Annotated in this window: 25 protein-coding genes; all 25 read right to left on the reverse strand. The window is 50.7% G+C overall.

The genetic code is table 11. From position 1 onward, the window contains the following. Positions 1–17: 17 nt before the first annotated feature. Positions 18–353, reverse strand: coding sequence for an oxaloacetate decarboxylase alpha chain (locus ACTHS3_RS00585; protein ID WP_070646308.1), 336 nt, complete (start codon positions 351–353; stop codon positions 18–20). Continuing rightward, complete coding sequence (locus ACTHS3_RS00590; protein WP_440366822.1) at positions 346–1296, reverse strand: hypothetical protein; 951 nt, start codon at positions 1294–1296, stop codon at positions 346–348. The genes ACTHS3_RS00585 and ACTHS3_RS00590 overlap by 8 nt, the downstream gene beginning before the upstream one ends. A gap of 290 nt (positions 1297–1586) precedes the next feature. Then, a complete protein-coding gene (locus ACTHS3_RS00595) occupies positions 1587–1886 on the reverse strand; it encodes a glycine cleavage system H protein (RefSeq protein WP_070646302.1) in 300 nt (99 codons plus the stop codon). A gap of 3 nt (positions 1887–1889) precedes the next feature. Then, positions 1890–3185: a phage minor head protein gene (locus ACTHS3_RS00600; protein ID WP_070646299.1), complete on the reverse strand. Its 1296-nt coding sequence runs from the start codon at positions 3183–3185 to the stop codon at positions 1890–1892. Beyond that, on the reverse strand, positions 3172–4617 hold the full coding sequence (locus tag ACTHS3_RS00605) for a phage portal protein family protein (RefSeq protein ID WP_070646296.1): 1446 nt from the start codon (positions 4615–4617) through the stop codon (positions 3172–3174). Before ACTHS3_RS00605 ends, ACTHS3_RS00600 begins: the two co-directional genes overlap by 14 nt. 50 nt (positions 4618–4667) lie before the next feature. After that, on the reverse strand, positions 4668–4865 hold the full coding sequence (locus ACTHS3_RS00610; RefSeq protein WP_440366824.1) for a hypothetical protein: 198 nt from the start codon (positions 4863–4865) through the stop codon (positions 4668–4670). Between the two features lie 2 nt (positions 4866–4867). Next, positions 4868–6478: a phage terminase large subunit gene (gene terL / locus ACTHS3_RS00615; protein ID WP_070695165.1), complete on the reverse strand. Its 1611-nt coding sequence runs from the start codon at positions 6476–6478 to the stop codon at positions 4868–4870. Next, positions 6479–7306, reverse strand: coding sequence for a phosphoadenosine phosphosulfate reductase domain-containing protein (locus tag ACTHS3_RS00620; protein WP_141750523.1), 828 nt, complete (start codon positions 7304–7306; stop codon positions 6479–6481). It abuts the gene before it with no gap. Next, a complete protein-coding gene (locus ACTHS3_RS00625; RefSeq protein ID WP_004520456.1) occupies positions 7299–7805 on the reverse strand; it encodes a DUF1804 family protein in 507 nt (168 codons plus the stop codon). The genes ACTHS3_RS00620 and ACTHS3_RS00625 overlap by 8 nt, the downstream gene beginning before the upstream one ends. Before the next feature lie 2 nt (positions 7806–7807). Next, on the reverse strand, positions 7808–8005 hold the full coding sequence (locus ACTHS3_RS00630) for a hypothetical protein (protein WP_049343850.1): 198 nt from the start codon (positions 8003–8005) through the stop codon (positions 7808–7810). Next, positions 8002–8268 (reverse strand): hypothetical protein, encoded by a 267-nt coding sequence (locus ACTHS3_RS00635; RefSeq protein WP_440366827.1) that lies wholly within the window; start codon positions 8266–8268, stop codon positions 8002–8004. Before ACTHS3_RS00635 ends, ACTHS3_RS00630 begins: the two co-directional genes overlap by 4 nt. A gap of 11 nt (positions 8269–8279) precedes the next feature. Then, positions 8280–8609 (reverse strand): hypothetical protein, encoded by a 330-nt coding sequence (locus ACTHS3_RS00640; RefSeq protein ID WP_063076057.1) that lies wholly within the window; start codon positions 8607–8609, stop codon positions 8280–8282. After that, positions 8606–8923 (reverse strand): hypothetical protein, encoded by a 318-nt coding sequence (locus tag ACTHS3_RS00645; RefSeq protein ID WP_210398386.1) that lies wholly within the window; start codon positions 8921–8923, stop codon positions 8606–8608. The genes ACTHS3_RS00640 and ACTHS3_RS00645 overlap by 4 nt, the downstream gene beginning before the upstream one ends. Beyond that, on the reverse strand, positions 8820–9239 hold the full coding sequence (locus ACTHS3_RS00650) for a hypothetical protein (RefSeq protein WP_070695164.1): 420 nt from the start codon (positions 9237–9239) through the stop codon (positions 8820–8822). The genes ACTHS3_RS00645 and ACTHS3_RS00650 overlap by 104 nt, the downstream gene beginning before the upstream one ends. Continuing rightward, positions 9211–9447 carry a hypothetical protein gene (locus tag ACTHS3_RS00655; protein WP_070695163.1) on the reverse strand — a complete coding sequence of 79 codons (237 nt, stop codon included), beginning with the start codon at positions 9445–9447 and terminating at the stop codon, positions 9211–9213. Before ACTHS3_RS00655 ends, ACTHS3_RS00650 begins: the two co-directional genes overlap by 29 nt. 2 nt (positions 9448–9449) lie before the next feature. Beyond that, a complete protein-coding gene (locus ACTHS3_RS00660) occupies positions 9450–9614 on the reverse strand; it encodes a hypothetical protein (RefSeq protein ID WP_021439337.1) in 165 nt (54 codons plus the stop codon). A gap of 2 nt (positions 9615–9616) precedes the next feature. Continuing rightward, positions 9617–9820 carry a hypothetical protein gene (locus tag ACTHS3_RS00665; RefSeq protein ID WP_070646193.1) on the reverse strand — a complete coding sequence of 68 codons (204 nt, stop codon included), beginning with the start codon at positions 9818–9820 and terminating at the stop codon, positions 9617–9619. Beyond that, positions 9817–10362: an N-acetylmuramoyl-L-alanine amidase gene (locus ACTHS3_RS00670; RefSeq protein WP_070646196.1), complete on the reverse strand. Its 546-nt coding sequence runs from the start codon at positions 10360–10362 to the stop codon at positions 9817–9819. Before ACTHS3_RS00670 ends, ACTHS3_RS00665 begins: the two co-directional genes overlap by 4 nt. A gap of 162 nt (positions 10363–10524) precedes the next feature. Beyond that, positions 10525–11004, reverse strand: a complete 480-nt coding sequence (locus ACTHS3_RS00675; protein WP_070646199.1) for a Mor transcription activator family protein — start codon at positions 11002–11004, stop codon at positions 10525–10527. Between the two features lie 2 nt (positions 11005–11006). Further along, on the reverse strand, positions 11007–11405 hold the full coding sequence (locus ACTHS3_RS00680; protein WP_070646201.1) for a gp16 family protein: 399 nt from the start codon (positions 11403–11405) through the stop codon (positions 11007–11009). Positions 11406–11559: 154 nt separating this feature from the next. After that, positions 11560–11739 (reverse strand): hypothetical protein, encoded by a 180-nt coding sequence (locus tag ACTHS3_RS00685; RefSeq protein ID WP_082815512.1) that lies wholly within the window; start codon positions 11737–11739, stop codon positions 11560–11562. 123 nt (positions 11740–11862) lie between these two features. After that, entirely contained in the window at positions 11863–12336 is a 474-nt protein-coding gene (locus tag ACTHS3_RS00690) for a DUF2335 domain-containing protein (protein WP_070646204.1), read from the reverse strand. Further along, entirely contained in the window at positions 12333–12521 is a 189-nt protein-coding gene (locus ACTHS3_RS00695) for a hypothetical protein (RefSeq protein ID WP_070646207.1), read from the reverse strand. The genes ACTHS3_RS00690 and ACTHS3_RS00695 overlap by 4 nt, the downstream gene beginning before the upstream one ends. 274 nt (positions 12522–12795) lie before the next feature. Then, positions 12796–13317 (reverse strand): host-nuclease inhibitor Gam family protein, encoded by a 522-nt coding sequence (locus ACTHS3_RS00700; protein ID WP_049343832.1) that lies wholly within the window; start codon positions 13315–13317, stop codon positions 12796–12798. Beyond that, positions 13310–13456 carry a hypothetical protein gene (locus ACTHS3_RS00705; protein ID WP_168162674.1) on the reverse strand — a complete coding sequence of 49 codons (147 nt, stop codon included), beginning with the start codon at positions 13454–13456 and terminating at the stop codon, positions 13310–13312. Before ACTHS3_RS00705 ends, ACTHS3_RS00700 begins: the two co-directional genes overlap by 8 nt. Positions 13457–13465 lie beyond the last annotated feature (9 nt).

Genomic DNA, 13465 nt, shown 5'->3' on the forward strand with positions numbered 1-13465 from the left:
TTCCTTATTTCAAATAATTAAGCATCAGATGCGCCGAATTTCTGCAGGTTGACGTAAACAATCCCATACGCGTCACCTTCTTTTTCCATAACCGCGGCGGACTGAAATGCAGCTTTAGCTTGGATAAAAATATCCTTACACTCAATGATGCAATTGAGCGGCTGAACAATAACTTTCCCATCAGCTTCATCTGTTAAAGCAACAAGTTTTTTATTGCGTAGCGGATACGTCACAAAACTACCCGCTTTAGTACCGGCATCGGCAGCAACAGCCACACGCGTCAACGGCGTCGCTTCGTATTTCAAAAAGTCGGAAATAGCAGGGCCTAAGATTTCGGTTTTGACTTTAGACATAAGAACCTCCCAATAAGCCTTTGTGGCTGGCGACGGAGAATTTGCCCTCCGCCTCGCCGGTGTGTTCGGATTCGCCTTTGCCTGCGCCTTCGCTCAACAGTGCGGGTGGTACGGCAGACTGGGTGGCTTTCGGCTTTAGATCGGCAATCATGGCTTCTGCCGCTTCGATGTCGGCAGACAAAAGCACGGTCATGGTTGCGTCGGACAAGCCTTCAAACTTGCCGTTTTCGCCTTCCTTAAAGCCGGCGGCGGACAATTTCACCTTGACTTGGTTTTTCTTGGCAGCCGCTTCGGCTTCTTTTAGCTTTTTCTCGGCTTCGGCTTTTTCAGCCTTGAGCGTATCGACTTCCGCTTTCAGGTCGTCAAACGCTTGCTTTTCTTCGGGTGTCATAGATAACTCCAAAGGTTGTTTAAAAATATCCGGCAATGGACTGCCGTCCGACAACACCACCGCCTCCGTCTCGCCGTCCACGCCGACGGCGGTAAACGACACCTCGCGTATCGCACAACGGCGCAGGATGACGGCCGGCCCGGTTACCTCGTTGCCGTTGACGGACAATACTGCGCCCGCCGCCAGTCCCTCGTAGGATTCCGCCTGCGCGTAAACCGACATTTCCCAAGGGAAACCTTGGTCGGCTGCTTCGGCGATCTGCGTGCCAAACTCGTTGGACAACAGACTGCCTTCCGCAATCAGGCCGTCCGCCGTTACCGACAGGCTGCACACGCCCGCCATCTTGACGGGAGAATGCTCCAACAGGACGGGGACGGACGCTTTGTGTGACAGCTGGGCCAAATCGACGACTGTCTGATAATCGCCGTAGCCGAAGGGCTTGCCCGAATTGGCAATGCCTTTAAAAGTACGCACCTTGTCGGCACCGGTCGCCAGGGCAACCGGCAGCGCGGCGGACAATTTGATTTTGAGGGGGGTGTTGTTCGTATCCATTGCTCCATTTTGCCTTGCCAAGTTCAAAAAGACGGACGGCAGGATTTCACTTCCCAATCCAAATGCAAAAGCCGCCTAAAACCCGAATATCAGGTTTCAGACGGCCTTTGAAAATCCTCATGCGTAAAATATGAAAATACCCACTTTAAAACCGCTTTAGAATCGTGTCAGATTGCATTTAAACTCTCGGATATATCTTTGCCTATCCTGACCGATAAAACGCGCTTAAACGCGAAATTTGGGCGGTTATGAAAAAAGGTCGTCTGAAACGGTTTCAGACGACCTTCGGGTTATACAGGTTTAAATCTCGGATCAGCTTCAAGCGCGGCTTTCAATTCGGACTTGTACGGCTTAATCCACTCGGACTTTTCTGCTGCCTCAAGTATCCATCCGCGCACACGGGCGAATGCCGCAGCGGACAAATCCGCAATCGAAAATACGCAGCCCGAAAACTCGCCCTGCATTTGGTCGGCTGCTTCCTTGTCGATTTCGGCAAGACGCGGGTACAGATAGTCCAACAATTCGGACGGGGCGGTTTTCCCGCCTAAAAATACTTTTACTTCGCGGCTGACATACAGTTCAGACGGCATGACTTACTCCGATATTTTTACCAATAAGCGGACTTTATCCCGCTGTTCTTTCGGCAATGATAACACATACTGCAACAATTTATGCCGGTTTGCCGCATTCAGATGGCGTAAATCAAGCGGGACAATATCGGCTTTGTTGAAATGCTCTTGAATATTGTCAACCTTCCCTTTCCATGCGTCGGCGGTGTGCGCAAAATAACGGTTCATCAATTCCGCACGTTCGGGATTTTCGGTAAACATAAAATCCAGTTTTACCCATTTCTCACGGGGCAGGTCGTCTGAAACAATCAGATAATCGGCTTGTCCTTTGCCTTTTTCTACCGCCAAATCGAACACTTCCAGCCTGTCGCCCGTTTCAGCCTGCCACGCTGCCGCAGCTCTCGCTTCGTGGTCTTTGGTATTGTTGGCAGACTGCTCTTTTGTCAGCCTACGCACTTCTTTTTCCGACACCTTGTCTGACAAAGCCAACACCGCCACTTTATCAGACGGCACGCTATACCGCTTGTCCAGCCACGCCTCACGCTCGGCAATCATGGCGGCCAGAGCCTCTTCGCCGTTTTTCTCGCCAAACAGCGCGTCCATCGCGCCCAATCGGTCGCCGTGGTTGTGCGCGAAGCTCGGCGTGATGTCGTCGGGTATCAATACCGTTTTGCCTGTGCGCGGATTGGTAAACTCAACCATATCCACATCAGGCTCGCCGCTGATACCCTCGCGCTCCGCCTGCCGACGGGTCAGTGAGGACACCGAACATTTACAACCGTAGCCGTTGGGTGGGAAGATAACCTTCCAAATATCGTGGTCAACCGGCAGGACTAAGCCGTAGTAGCGTTTATGGCTGTCGCGCGGATGCCCGGCGGCGGAATGGTTGTAGCGCAAATACGGCAGGGCTTTTTTATTTGCCTGAATCCGCTGCCACTGCCCCGCTGCAAAGGCGGTTTGCATATTGGTATTAAAGATGGTTTTCAGACGACGTGTGCTGCCGAGCTGTACCAATTTCGGCTCGCCGTCCAGCGGGTCGGTCATCACTTGCTCGCCCCACCAGCCTTTCGCCATCAAATACGGTTTTAAACGCTTTTTAAAATCGGCGAATGCCGTACCGTTTTTCTGCGCGGATTCGACGGCGTCTTTGACCTCCGCAAGCATATCCGCGTCCATCATCTTGGCGACGGTAAAGGCAAGGCTGTGCTGATACAGCCAAACGTCGTAATGCGAAAACCCGGGCAGGATTTTCTTAGCCTTGAAATGCTCGAAAGCGGCTTTATCGACCAGCCCCGTGAAGTTGTATTCAATCCCGTCCATCGCCCGCTCCGTCAGCCCAAGCCGAAAGGCCGTCTGAAACCAAACGCTGGATCAAGAGATTGTCGCCCTTGCTCAAATCAAGTTCGGACAGCTTTGCCTCAAATTCCGCGTAGTCTTTGCAGCTTTCCAATAAACCCAACACTGCTTCCATTTTCGGGCGGGTGATTGCCTGCTCCGCCGTATCGGGCGCATTATGGGCAAGAGCGTCAGACAAGCGCAGGCTGAATTTGGCGGGCGCAGGGTTTTCAGACGACGCTTTCGGGTCGCGCAGCTCGAAATGTTCCGGCTCAAAGCCCAAGATGTCGCGGTAGTAGGTTTCGGTCAACACGAGCTGCCCCGTATCCATATACATCTTGTCGCGTTCGGCGCGGGTTTTATCGACCTTGATTTCGTCTTCAAACTCAAACCATACGCCTTTGGGCGCATTAATCGGCTTGCCGTAGGCATTGTTAACCATCACGAGCGCGTCGATAAAGTGCTGTGCAGCGCGGGAGAACAGAGCGAGATACGCGCCGATACGCTCGTCGCGATTGTTTTCTTCGGTCTCTTGGCTCGCGCGGCTGGCGGTCTCAAGGTCGCTGGTTTTAACTTTGCCTAACAGCGTTTTTTGGATACGCGCATTGGCAAGGTTTTCCAGTCGGCGGAATGCCTGACCGTCCGCGCTGTTTTGCAGCATCATCACATCGTCTTCGCGTTCGATACTCAATGCGCCGCCGCTCACAAAACGGTAAAAACGGCTCATGAAACTGTCGTGGTCGTCGTTGCTGTTGGCTTGGATTTTGGCAATCAGATAAGGCTGGGCGTAGCGCGTGATGAATTGTGCCGCATAAATAAAGCCTTTTTTACGCAACGCAACCGGCGCATAAAGCCGCGCCGCCGCCATTTCGCCCGCAGGATTGGTTGAAGTGGCGCGGTGGGTAATAAAGAGATACAGCACGTCCGTATTGCAGGCTTCCTCGCCGCCGGTGCCGCGATACACCAGCGAGCCGTCGCGGTAGGGAACGTATTTCGCCAATTCGCCGCTTTTGTTGCTGATATGCTTAATCGTCAAAAAGCCGTCGGGTTCGGGCTGATAAACGTACCGACCGACACCATAGCCGCCCAAACGCGCCGTCAACACGATTTCGGCAAGTGCGGGCAGATGGCGTTTCAGCGTTTTCCACAAGCGGTCTTTGTCATCGTCATTCAAGTCCTCGCCATAAATGCGCCACGCCTTGTTCTGCATGGCGGAATGCAAATCCTCCAAACAGGCAGCCACCTCGTCATCGCTTACCACCGCGTCCAATGCCTGCTGTCTGTCCACGCCGAGACGCGAAAGCAGCGCGTCCGTGCCCTCCATATTGGAAAACAGGCTTTCCAGCGCATCTTCGGTCGCGCTCGTCAATGTCTTGATGGCGGTTTTTCGCGTTGCGCTTTTAATCAATCCGAACATATTTTCTTACTCCAAAGGTCGTCTGAAACCGTTTTCAGACGACCTTAAAATCAATACTCTTCGCCACGGTCCGCCAAAAAACCTTCAATTCCAGCGACAATAAAATGTAGATTTAATAGCCGCCCAGCCTTATAGCAGGAGACAACCTCTTGCAGATGTGCAATCGCTTTATCCAAACCACGCTCGAGGTACTCAACATCCTCTGTCAGCTCTTTTTCACGAGCGGTTATACGTTTTCCATCACACATTGTTAAATCTCCAACATCGGCACAGGCAAATCAATCGCCCGCGCTCTGTTTGATACATTGCCCGTCGTTGCCGCCATCCACAGCATATGCAACGCATCGGGGCCATCGTCGTGGTCGGCTTTCGGGAAGTGACGCAACTGGCTAATCAGCGTCTTTTGGTCGGGGTTGAGCAAAATCAGCCCGTTTGCCATATGTGGCTGTAAGGTCTCAATCCGCAACATCTTGTCCGATGACGGCTTGATACCGCGCACCGGAATATGCACACCCAAACGCGCCCCGCGCTTAATCAACTCGTCCTTGAGAAACTCTTGGAATTGCACCGTCTCCACCACCCACAATACCGGCTTGACCCGCGCCTCTTTTTGGATGCGGATCACGTCCTCGATAATCAAATCGGGCAGGCGTTTTTTGACTTGGGCAACGGTTACAAACAGACGGCCTGTTGATTTCTGATAACCGCCGACCAAAATCGCCGACGGGTCACGCCCCGCGCCCGCTTTACCCAATGACGGGTCGAGCGCGCCGTAGTACACCAAATCGTCCGGCAATTCCGACCAGTATTTGATGTTTTCGGCAAACGGCGCATCTTCGCCGCTGACCGGGTCGTTTTGGTACTCACTGTCAAATGTCGCATGGCCGTCGCGGGCGCGGATTTTCATCAGCGCGAGTACGCCGCGAGCCGCCCAGCTTGTTTGTGCGCCGCGCTCCATCTCGTCTTTGTTGGCGAGATAAAACGCCTCGGCCACCGTCTCGCCGTCGTTGCGGAAAAGTTCCTCCCAGCGGTCCCACAAATCCATGCGGTCGGGCCAGCGTTTCATCGCCTTAAACTTAATACCGTGCCAAAACGGGTTATTTAAAGTGCGATTCAGTACGCTGTCGTAATGCAAAATCGTGCCGATATAGATCACATCGTATTTCTGGCCGACCCCGCCCAGAGGCAATACCGTTTTAGTCAGCCACGCATTGAGCTTGTCGCGCTGTTCGGGATTGCGGACTTGCTCGTCATTCTCAATATCGTCCAAAACAGTTAAGTCAGGACGGTAAGGGCCGTGACGCAAACCGCGCAGCTTTTTACCGCTACCGGCCACTTGCACCTTAACGTCATTGGCCGTAACAATCGTACCGGCCTGCCATACACGGCCTTGTCCGCACACTTCTGGGAAGTCGGTTTTCAGGCGCGGATTAAATTCCAATTCCGCCTTGATGGCTTCGAGCATCGGGTATGCCTGGTCTATGCTGTCCATCACAATAACGGCATAATGTTTTTGGCCGGTCACAATACACCACAGCGTAAACAGCTGGGTAACCTGCGTCGATTTACCCTCGCCGCGCGGCGCACCCACCGCCTCATTTTCCCCTTTGGGGGAGCGGATAATCTCCGGCAGACGGCTGAATAAAAACGCATGCAGTTCGGATTTCTCAGGCGAGCGGATATAATGGGGGAAGTAGGTATTTACGAAATATTCGTAACCGCCTACCGGGTCAAATACCTTGGTACGGCGTGCAGCAATAGCCTTGGGCGACGCATCAAAGCCGTCCACTTCCGCTTCGATGACTTGGCGCAGACTGGCAGCAAGGACGGACAGGGATTTGAGGAAATCTTTGTTCTTCATTCAGACAGCCTGTAAAAATTCGCACGATTCAGAACATCCACCTTGATGGGTATAACTTACTGTTGGTTCAACAATTTCTTTTAATTTTTCAAGGTCGGAAACGGTACGATGCCGACGAAAGAAAAAAACGGGCGAGCCATCTCTACCGTTCGGATATAGCCGCTCCATCATTTTTGGAAATTCAAAGTATTCGGAGGCATCATTTAACGCATTAAGTAACTTGGCATCCGACTTTTTAAAACACCAGACACAGTTGCCTAAATATTCGGGGATGTTTAAATCAAAAGGCTGTTTTTTCCAGAAATCTAAAACATCTTGCTTTTCAGACGGCCATATATCTACCAATGGATAAATAATTTTTCTTTGGACAGCATCTGCCTTAATGCGTCTCGATTCGTCAACTCTGATACCAATAGCTGTATCAACGGCTGCCGTACCGAATTTCTCACGCGCCCACGAATTTATAACTGCCAGTTTTAGTTCTCTTGTGCAATGCGGGTTGGATACGTTAGGTATCGTATATTTTGCAATCATCGCCTGATAAGGCTCGCCATTTCTTGATGCTATTTCAAAATTGACCACCTTATGCCGAGTACCCTTGCCATGTTCAGAATTAATCACCGCTTCCAACCATACTACCGGCCAGCCAAACACTGTCTCACATTGATGTATAAACTCAAGCGTTTGTTCGTGTTCGCAGCCCGTATTGGCAAAGACAATAAATGGGGTGTAATTAGTAAACAACCCAAGATTATTCATAATCAGATGTGTCATGTACGCGCTGGTGCGACCACCGGAAAAACTAATCAACAAAGGTTCTTTATCCAAACTTCTTCTCCACTTCCGCCCCAAACGGCTCCAATACCTCCACAAAGGCAGGCAAATGTTTGGGGTGTTTTTCTTGCACAAACGCCATCAAGAACTCAATCAATTCCAAAGCCGTCGCCAGTTTTGACGTTTCCGGCATCACACGGGCATTGGCTGATACGGTTTTGGTAAACGCATCGGCCAGGCTGGCCAACAGCTTCGCACGGTCCGATGGCGGCAAATCTTCGGTACTCGAATCCTGCAGCATCGTCATCGTGCTGTTGTACTGCACCATAAAACCGGCCAACATCGCACGGCTCAAGTCCTCAATACCGCCGCCGGCCAAAGTGTAGGCGGCGCGCATCTTATCCCAGTCGTCGCCTTTTTCCTTATCCGCACGTTTCCACGCACGCGCAGTGGCCTGCGGGATTTCGCACATCAAGGCCGCCGTTTCCAAAGTTTGCTCGCCGCTCACATAGAGCCGGCGTAACTTTTCACGGATTTCTTGCGGGTGAGCCATAATTACAGTCCCATTTTCGCTTTAAGCAATTCCCAGCCGACCGTAATCACGCCGCCGCCGATCGCGCCGAATGTAATGGCCGTGCGTTTCGTGTCTTGGCGGATTTGTGCAATTTCCGCCTGCATTTCCTTCTGATTTTTCAGAGTTTGATCAGTCTTGTTTTCAATACGCGCCAAGGCTTCCAAAATCGGGTCGCTCATGATTTGTCCGCTTTCCTGTCCAGTTTTTCGTTTACTTTTTCCAACTTGTTTTCAATTCGTTCCAAGGCCGCCGCAATATTAGTGCTGTCTGCCTTGGCGTCCTGCTTGGTGTGATAGGAGAGCTTGACATTGTGTAGCTCCTCTTTAAGGTCGTCGATGCGCTTGTCCGCCTCTTTCAGGCGACCCGAAATGCCGTTGACCCAAAACCAAAACGCCGCCGTTGCAATCGGCCACAAGGTTTTAAAACCAAATTCAAAGTCCATTTAAAACCCCTTTAAACCGGCACATCGCCGAATACGATACGCACCGCATAGCCTTCGGGATTTCGGCTCGCCGCCTCGACCTTTTGGCCGTCAAAAAAGACTGAGTAATATTTACGCAAAATACCAATCACATCAGCAGGGGCGGTCGCCGAAAACTCCACACAAAAGGTCGTCTGAAAATCCTTATCCATACGCACTGCGTACTCAATGCCTGCCTTATCCAACAGGTCGGAAACATGAATGACAAACGGCTCTTGCTCGCGTGCGCGGCTTAAGCCCAATTCCAAGTCCGCATGGCGGCAGGCGACCGTGCGTTGTACCAAATCACGATAAGTCGTCATCGCGCGCCCTCCGAACCGTCAACTGCCGCTTGACTGTTGACCCAATCGCGCCAAGCCTGATTTTGGTTTTCCAACTCTGCCACATAGCCGCCAAACTCGGCGGCGTGTTCCAACAGCGTGGCCGTCTTGCCGTCTTTCGGCGGATTCGGGCGCACCGGCGCGACCATCAACGCGGCAGGCGGTGTCGGCATGACCGCCTTTTCGACAACTTTAATTTCCGTAGCCGAGGGCGCGGTTGTAGAGCTGCAGGCCGTGAGAGCCAAAGCCGTCAATACAATTACCGCTTGCATTTTTACGGTCTTGAGTAAGGACATTTTCGATTTCCTTTTTATTTTCCGTTTTCAGACGGCTGACTTCCGCCTGTTTTTTCGCCAAAGCCATGCCGACGGCGTGTGCCTTGACTTCATATTTTTTAGCTTCCGCGCGTGCCTGTTCCAGCTCGCGGGCGTAGTTTTGAGCCGACAACAGCAGGGCTTGCGCCTTGTCTTTTTCCATCTTGTCGATGACCGCCTGCTGCTTCGTAAAAGCCGACTTGTAGCCTTGATGGTGCGACACAGCCAAGCCCGTGCCGATAAGTGCGATGATGGCAATCGGTTGCCAGTTATTCGCCAGCAGTTTCACGAGATTCATTCTCGACCTCCTGACGTTTCACGCTGACAAACGAGCGTGCCACCGCATATCCGCCGACAATGCCCAAATACACCGCCCAAATTTCCGCCGACGGGTCGGGCAACATCACAAACTTAAACGTCCCCGCCGCGCAGGCAACGTTTGCCCACAGTTTCGAGTGCGACACATTGCCTGTCGCCGGGTTTTTAAAAATATTCAAAATACGCATTGCTATTCCACACTTTTGGTTTGCAGGTGCCGTTTCAGCATTTCCTGATAATTGGCCAGTTCGCCCTCCGCAAATTCGAACGCAGCCAAGTCTGCCTGTTCGCTTGCCTCGCGGCTTTTGGCCGACCATAGCTCAATCATCTTTTCGTAAAACTCAACCTGTCCCATGATTAACGACGATTCTTGCGTTTACGCGCTGCGCGTTTGGCTGCCGCCACGCCTGATTTACCCAAGCGCAGGCTCGGATGTTGTTTCAAAGAGCCTACCCGAACAGGGCTTGGCGTGATTTGGATTTCAGGTAACAGCGGTACGCCAAAACCGTTTTTCAACTTTGCCCAATAGGCAATAGATAAAGCAATCAAAGACTTTTTCATACCTTCGCCGCTCCCAATTCCATCGCAATCGCGTCCGCAATCGCGCGGCAGATGCCCCATTTAGTAGCCTTAAACAAGGCCAAATCAGTGTCGTTGGTTATGAAAAAAGGTTCAAACACAATGCCGCCTGCCTGCGCATACGCCAGACGCGTATGCTGGCCGGCATTGTCGGGCTTAAAGCCGTCTTCGCCGCGCAGTTTCCAGCCGGTTGCCTTCGCAACAGCCTTGCTCAACACCTGACACCAGCGTTTGTTTTTTGGCGTGGACAGGGCTTCGATGCCTGTCGCCGCCTTACTGACGGCTGCGTTGGTGTGAAACTCAATCGCCACTGCCGAGCCGCGAATCAGCTTTACAGCTTCGCGCAGCGGCATATTGCCTTTGCCCGTGCCGTCGGTTTTAACGGTCAAGCCGTAGTCATCGCGCAAGATAGATGCCACGATGTTGCGCATATCCTGCGCCAAGTCCGCCTCACGGTCGGAGCCGTTGCACGCGCCCGGGTCGGTGTTGCTGTGGCCGGCGGTTAAAGTTACAGTTTTGCCCATAAACATCTCCGAAAATCAAATCACAATTTATTTTTAAAACCTTATTTAACCTTTTCAGATGGCATAAGACGGTCGGCACAAATGCACTTACTGTTCCGCAGACAAAAAAAAGCCCTGCAAAAAGCAGGGCAAAGGTCCACTCACAAGAAACACACAACACAATCAAGCTACAAATAAATCCGTCTGCGCTCTTGCCGCCGCCTCGCGGTCGGCCTCTTTCAAAATGTATCGTATATTGCGCGTAGACAGCCGATGAGCCAGCACCAGCTCGCGCACAATAAACAAATCGCTCAAACCTTCCGCGCTCATCGCATCATACTGGCGGCGGATGAACCGGTTGCGCAGTTCGCGCATCGCGTCCCAGCAGCGCGGAATGGCCAAGAAAGGCTGACCGGCATAAGCTCGCTCCAATCGTCCCGCAGCCTCCTCACCAATGTCCTCGACCAGTTGTGCGTGTAAGATACGGCTCTGGCGCGTATTGCGGCGGCGATTGGAAATCGGGTAATTCGTCCCGCCCCAAACCTTGACCATGTGAAACGCCGCTTCAAGCCCGATGACCGTAATCATCGCTACCACGCTCTGCGGCAGAAGATGTTTCACATCCTCAAAGTCCTGCTCTGTCATTTCCCAACTTACACTCATTCCTATTCCTCCTTCTTCCTTCGGTTCGCCGCAATCTGCAACGCCGCCACCAGCTTGTGCATATTGCCGTCGGACAACCATTCCACGCGGTCAACCTTAAACATTTTTTTCGCCGTACCGTGCGCATAATTCCAAGTCCAGCCGTTATCCAGCAGCAGGGCTTCGATTTTGCGCATCATCGGGTCGGCGGAAGAGCGGCGGTTCGGCCGTCGGCCTGCCGTCTTTTTCGGCTGAAACCCATGCTGGCGCAAATCCTCGACCACGCGCTCCAGCTCAGGGATACTGCACTCAGTACACGACCGCTTGCCCGTCACGCGCTCCAACACCGCGCGATAGGTACCGTCATCCAAGCCCAGCTCCTTTTGAGCAATCTTAATTTTCGCAATCAACGCCCGGCGCATTATTTCTCCAATACAACATATAGTATAAATTAGCGAATATTATACCAATAAAATACAATATATAGTATTAAGTCGATGTTTTTTTTTTGCGAAACTGATAGGCACAAAAAAGGCCGTCTGAATAATTCAGACAGCCAAAATTTCAAAACCTTAATTAACGGCCACAAATACGTTTTGATTTACTAATACTGCCGTCTTGGCATACAAACTTATCCCCCGCACAATGCGACACACCGCCTTTTTTACCCGAACAAGGCTGACGGCCCTTAGCTTGTACAGTTAAAGGCATCGACACCAAAGCCAAAGTTACGCAGGCAATTAATAGTTTCTTCATGATTTATCCTCATATGATATAGTCAAAATGTTGTTTGATTATACGCAATATGACTACAAACAAAAAGGCTGCCTGAAACAGGTTTTAAACCCCATTTCAGACGGCCTTTAATCATTCCCTATTTTATTCTTTCGTCTGACCACGTCCGGCAATAAAAGCCAAAACTACAGTAGCAAGAGAAGCTCCCATCAACAACGCGCCTGCTGTAGGCGAACCGCTGTAAATCAAATAAACGGAAATAGAGGCAAAAACAATAATTGACCAACAGGCAAACCATTGCCCACGTTTTTTAATATTTTGCTCTTGTTTTAGATACTCAAACCGTTCTTCCTGATCCTTTGTCTCAAATTGTAAGCGTGCAGACTGCTCTTTTTCCGCCATTTGCATAATCCGCTCTGCACCATTCGGAATAATGTTATTGTAACTTACCATGTCTTCAGGGGTAGGCAAAGGCCCCTGATGATGACGGGCAATAATCTGTTGAATTAAGCGTGGACGGTCTTCTATTTTTTCTAAGAGCTCTTGCTCTTCTTGTGCTGGAAAAACCAAACCGCCCGTATCTGTCGAGCGGTTTTTTAATTCATCTTCATTGTTCATCGTGTCGCACTTACCTTTTTGACTGCTTTTCTAAAATCGCTGCCTATACTCAACCAATCGTTTGTTAATGCTTGACGGTCATTCTTTTGTTTGTTTTTGACTGGAGCATCAGTAGATGCTGCAATCAGGCCGAAAGACGAAATGAATCCGGCCAGCAGTGCTTTTCCTGGTCTAGTAATTTTCATCATCTTTCCTTCTATCACTTGTTAATAACGAAGTTAATCTTCTTATAATTCTAATACATTCATTCAAATAAAGCGAACCCTAGTGAACGCCAGCGAACTCTAACGGACGGGATTTACTTACCACCTTACATCATGAAAAAACAACATATTGTGTTTTATATTAAAAATATTTGGAAATATTGGAATATATGGTTTATTGTAAAAATTTAACAGAAGATTTAAACAGCTTGTTAAAACTGTTGTTAAATCCCCTGTTAAAGACTTTAAAACACTTCTACGCCAACTCCTGCTCAGTAGGCTCAATCACAAAATCCTCAAGCCCCGACACAATCTTAATCCCCGGCACTTGGCCGTCTGAAAAACGCTCTTTTTGATTCAGGATGGCATCTTTGTCGATTTCCTTTTTTGTGCGGACAAACTCGGCAAAGGCGGATTTCTCCGAGAGCCACGCCAAGACGGCAGCCACGCCCGTTACCTTGACGGATGGCGGACGGATGCGCCATTTAATCAGGCCGGTGGTAAAGTCCACAGTTTTGGTTTTACCGTTTTCCGTCAGCTCGTCCTTATGTGCCTCGCAGTATGCGGCCACACGTTCGGTCAGGCTCATGATTTCGGCACACATCGGCGCAGCTTTGGCGGCATATTCTTCTTCGATGACCGCTTTTTTGTCTCCGGCTTCGGTTTCCAGGCGTTTGACTTCGCGCTGCAAATCGCCGATTTTACGGATAAACGCAGTAACTTCCGCTTTGTCTTGTGCCGCTTCGATAGCGGGTTGTTTGATTCGGGTTTTAGCCATTTGCTTTTTCCTCCAGTTTGTTGAGTAGTTGATATACTTCGCTTGCTTCAAATCCTTTAGTCTCAGCAAAACTGATAAAGGCATCCCAGTCTTGCTCTAAATATTCGTCCAATAGACGGTACTCATGCGGTTCAATCATGATGTTTTC

The sequence above is a fragment of the Neisseria sp. P0009.S007 genome, assembly GCF_051962515.1.

Excerpts from the sequence above, each read along its gene's own strand:
- ACTHS3_RS00705 (WP_168162674.1), bottom strand. The coding sequence starts at position 13,456 with ATGATTGAACCGCATGAGTACCGTCTATTGGACGAATATTTAGAGCAA.
- ACTHS3_RS00655 (WP_070695163.1), bottom strand. The coding sequence starts at position 9,447 with ATGCGTATTTTGAATATTTTTAAAAACCCGGCGACAGGCAATGTGTCG.
- ACTHS3_RS00630 (WP_049343850.1), bottom strand. The coding sequence starts at position 8,005 with ATGAGCGACCCGATTTTGGAAGCCTTGGCGCGTATTGAAAACAAGACT.
- ACTHS3_RS00600 (WP_070646299.1), bottom strand. The coding sequence starts at position 3,185 with ATGGACGGGATTGAATACAACTTCACGGGGCTGGTCGATAAAGCCGCT.
- terL (WP_070695165.1), bottom strand. The coding sequence starts at position 6,478 with ATGAAGAACAAAGATTTCCTCAAATCCCTGTCCGTCCTTGCTGCCAGT.
- ACTHS3_RS00635 (WP_440366827.1), bottom strand. The coding sequence starts at position 8,268 with ATGGACTTTGAATTTGGTTTTAAAACCTTGTGGCCGATTGCAACGGCG.
- ACTHS3_RS00590 (WP_440366822.1), bottom strand. The coding sequence starts at position 1,296 with ATGGATACGAACAACACCCCCCTCAAAATCAAATTGTCCGCCGCGCTG.
- ACTHS3_RS00645 (WP_210398386.1), bottom strand. The coding sequence starts at position 8,923 with ATGTCCTTACTCAAGACCGTAAAAATGCAAGCGGTAATTGTATTGACG.
- ACTHS3_RS00685 (WP_082815512.1), bottom strand. The coding sequence starts at position 11,739 with ATGAAGAAACTATTAATTGCCTGCGTAACTTTGGCTTTGGTGTCGATG.
- ACTHS3_RS00675 (WP_070646199.1), bottom strand. The coding sequence starts at position 11,004 with ATGAGTGTAAGTTGGGAAATGACAGAGCAGGACTTTGAGGATGTGAAA.
- ACTHS3_RS00665 (WP_070646193.1), bottom strand. The coding sequence starts at position 9,820 with ATGAAAAAGTCTTTGATTGCTTTATCTATTGCCTATTGGGCAAAGTTG.
- ACTHS3_RS00605 (WP_070646296.1), bottom strand. The coding sequence starts at position 4,617 with ATGTTCGGATTGATTAAAAGCGCAACGCGAAAAACCGCCATCAAGACA.
- ACTHS3_RS00660 (WP_021439337.1), bottom strand. The coding sequence starts at position 9,614 with ATGGGACAGGTTGAGTTTTACGAAAAGATGATTGAGCTATGGTCGGCC.
- ACTHS3_RS00595 (WP_070646302.1), bottom strand. The coding sequence starts at position 1,886 with ATGCCGTCTGAACTGTATGTCAGCCGCGAAGTAAAAGTATTTTTAGGC.
- ACTHS3_RS00670 (WP_070646196.1), bottom strand. The coding sequence starts at position 10,362 with ATGGGCAAAACTGTAACTTTAACCGCCGGCCACAGCAACACCGACCCG.
- ACTHS3_RS00690 (WP_070646204.1), bottom strand. The coding sequence starts at position 12,336 with ATGAACAATGAAGATGAATTAAAAAACCGCTCGACAGATACGGGCGGT.
- ACTHS3_RS00640 (WP_063076057.1), bottom strand. The coding sequence starts at position 8,609 with ATGACGACTTATCGTGATTTGGTACAACGCACGGTCGCCTGCCGCCAT.
- ACTHS3_RS00610 (WP_440366824.1), bottom strand. The coding sequence starts at position 4,865 with ATGTGTGATGGAAAACGTATAACCGCTCGTGAAAAAGAGCTGACAGAG.
- ACTHS3_RS00585 (WP_070646308.1), bottom strand. The coding sequence starts at position 353 with ATGTCTAAAGTCAAAACCGAAATCTTAGGCCCTGCTATTTCCGACTTT.
- ACTHS3_RS00650 (WP_070695164.1), bottom strand. The coding sequence starts at position 9,239 with ATGAATCTCGTGAAACTGCTGGCGAATAACTGGCAACCGATTGCCATC.
- ACTHS3_RS00700 (WP_049343832.1), bottom strand. The coding sequence starts at position 13,317 with ATGGCTAAAACCCGAATCAAACAACCCGCTATCGAAGCGGCACAAGAC.
- ACTHS3_RS00680 (WP_070646201.1), bottom strand. The coding sequence starts at position 11,405 with ATGCGCCGGGCGTTGATTGCGAAAATTAAGATTGCTCAAAAGGAGCTG.
- ACTHS3_RS00695 (WP_070646207.1), bottom strand. The coding sequence starts at position 12,521 with ATGAAAATTACTAGACCAGGAAAAGCACTGCTGGCCGGATTCATTTCG.
- ACTHS3_RS00625 (WP_004520456.1), bottom strand. The coding sequence starts at position 7,805 with ATGGCTCACCCGCAAGAAATCCGTGAAAAGTTACGCCGGCTCTATGTG.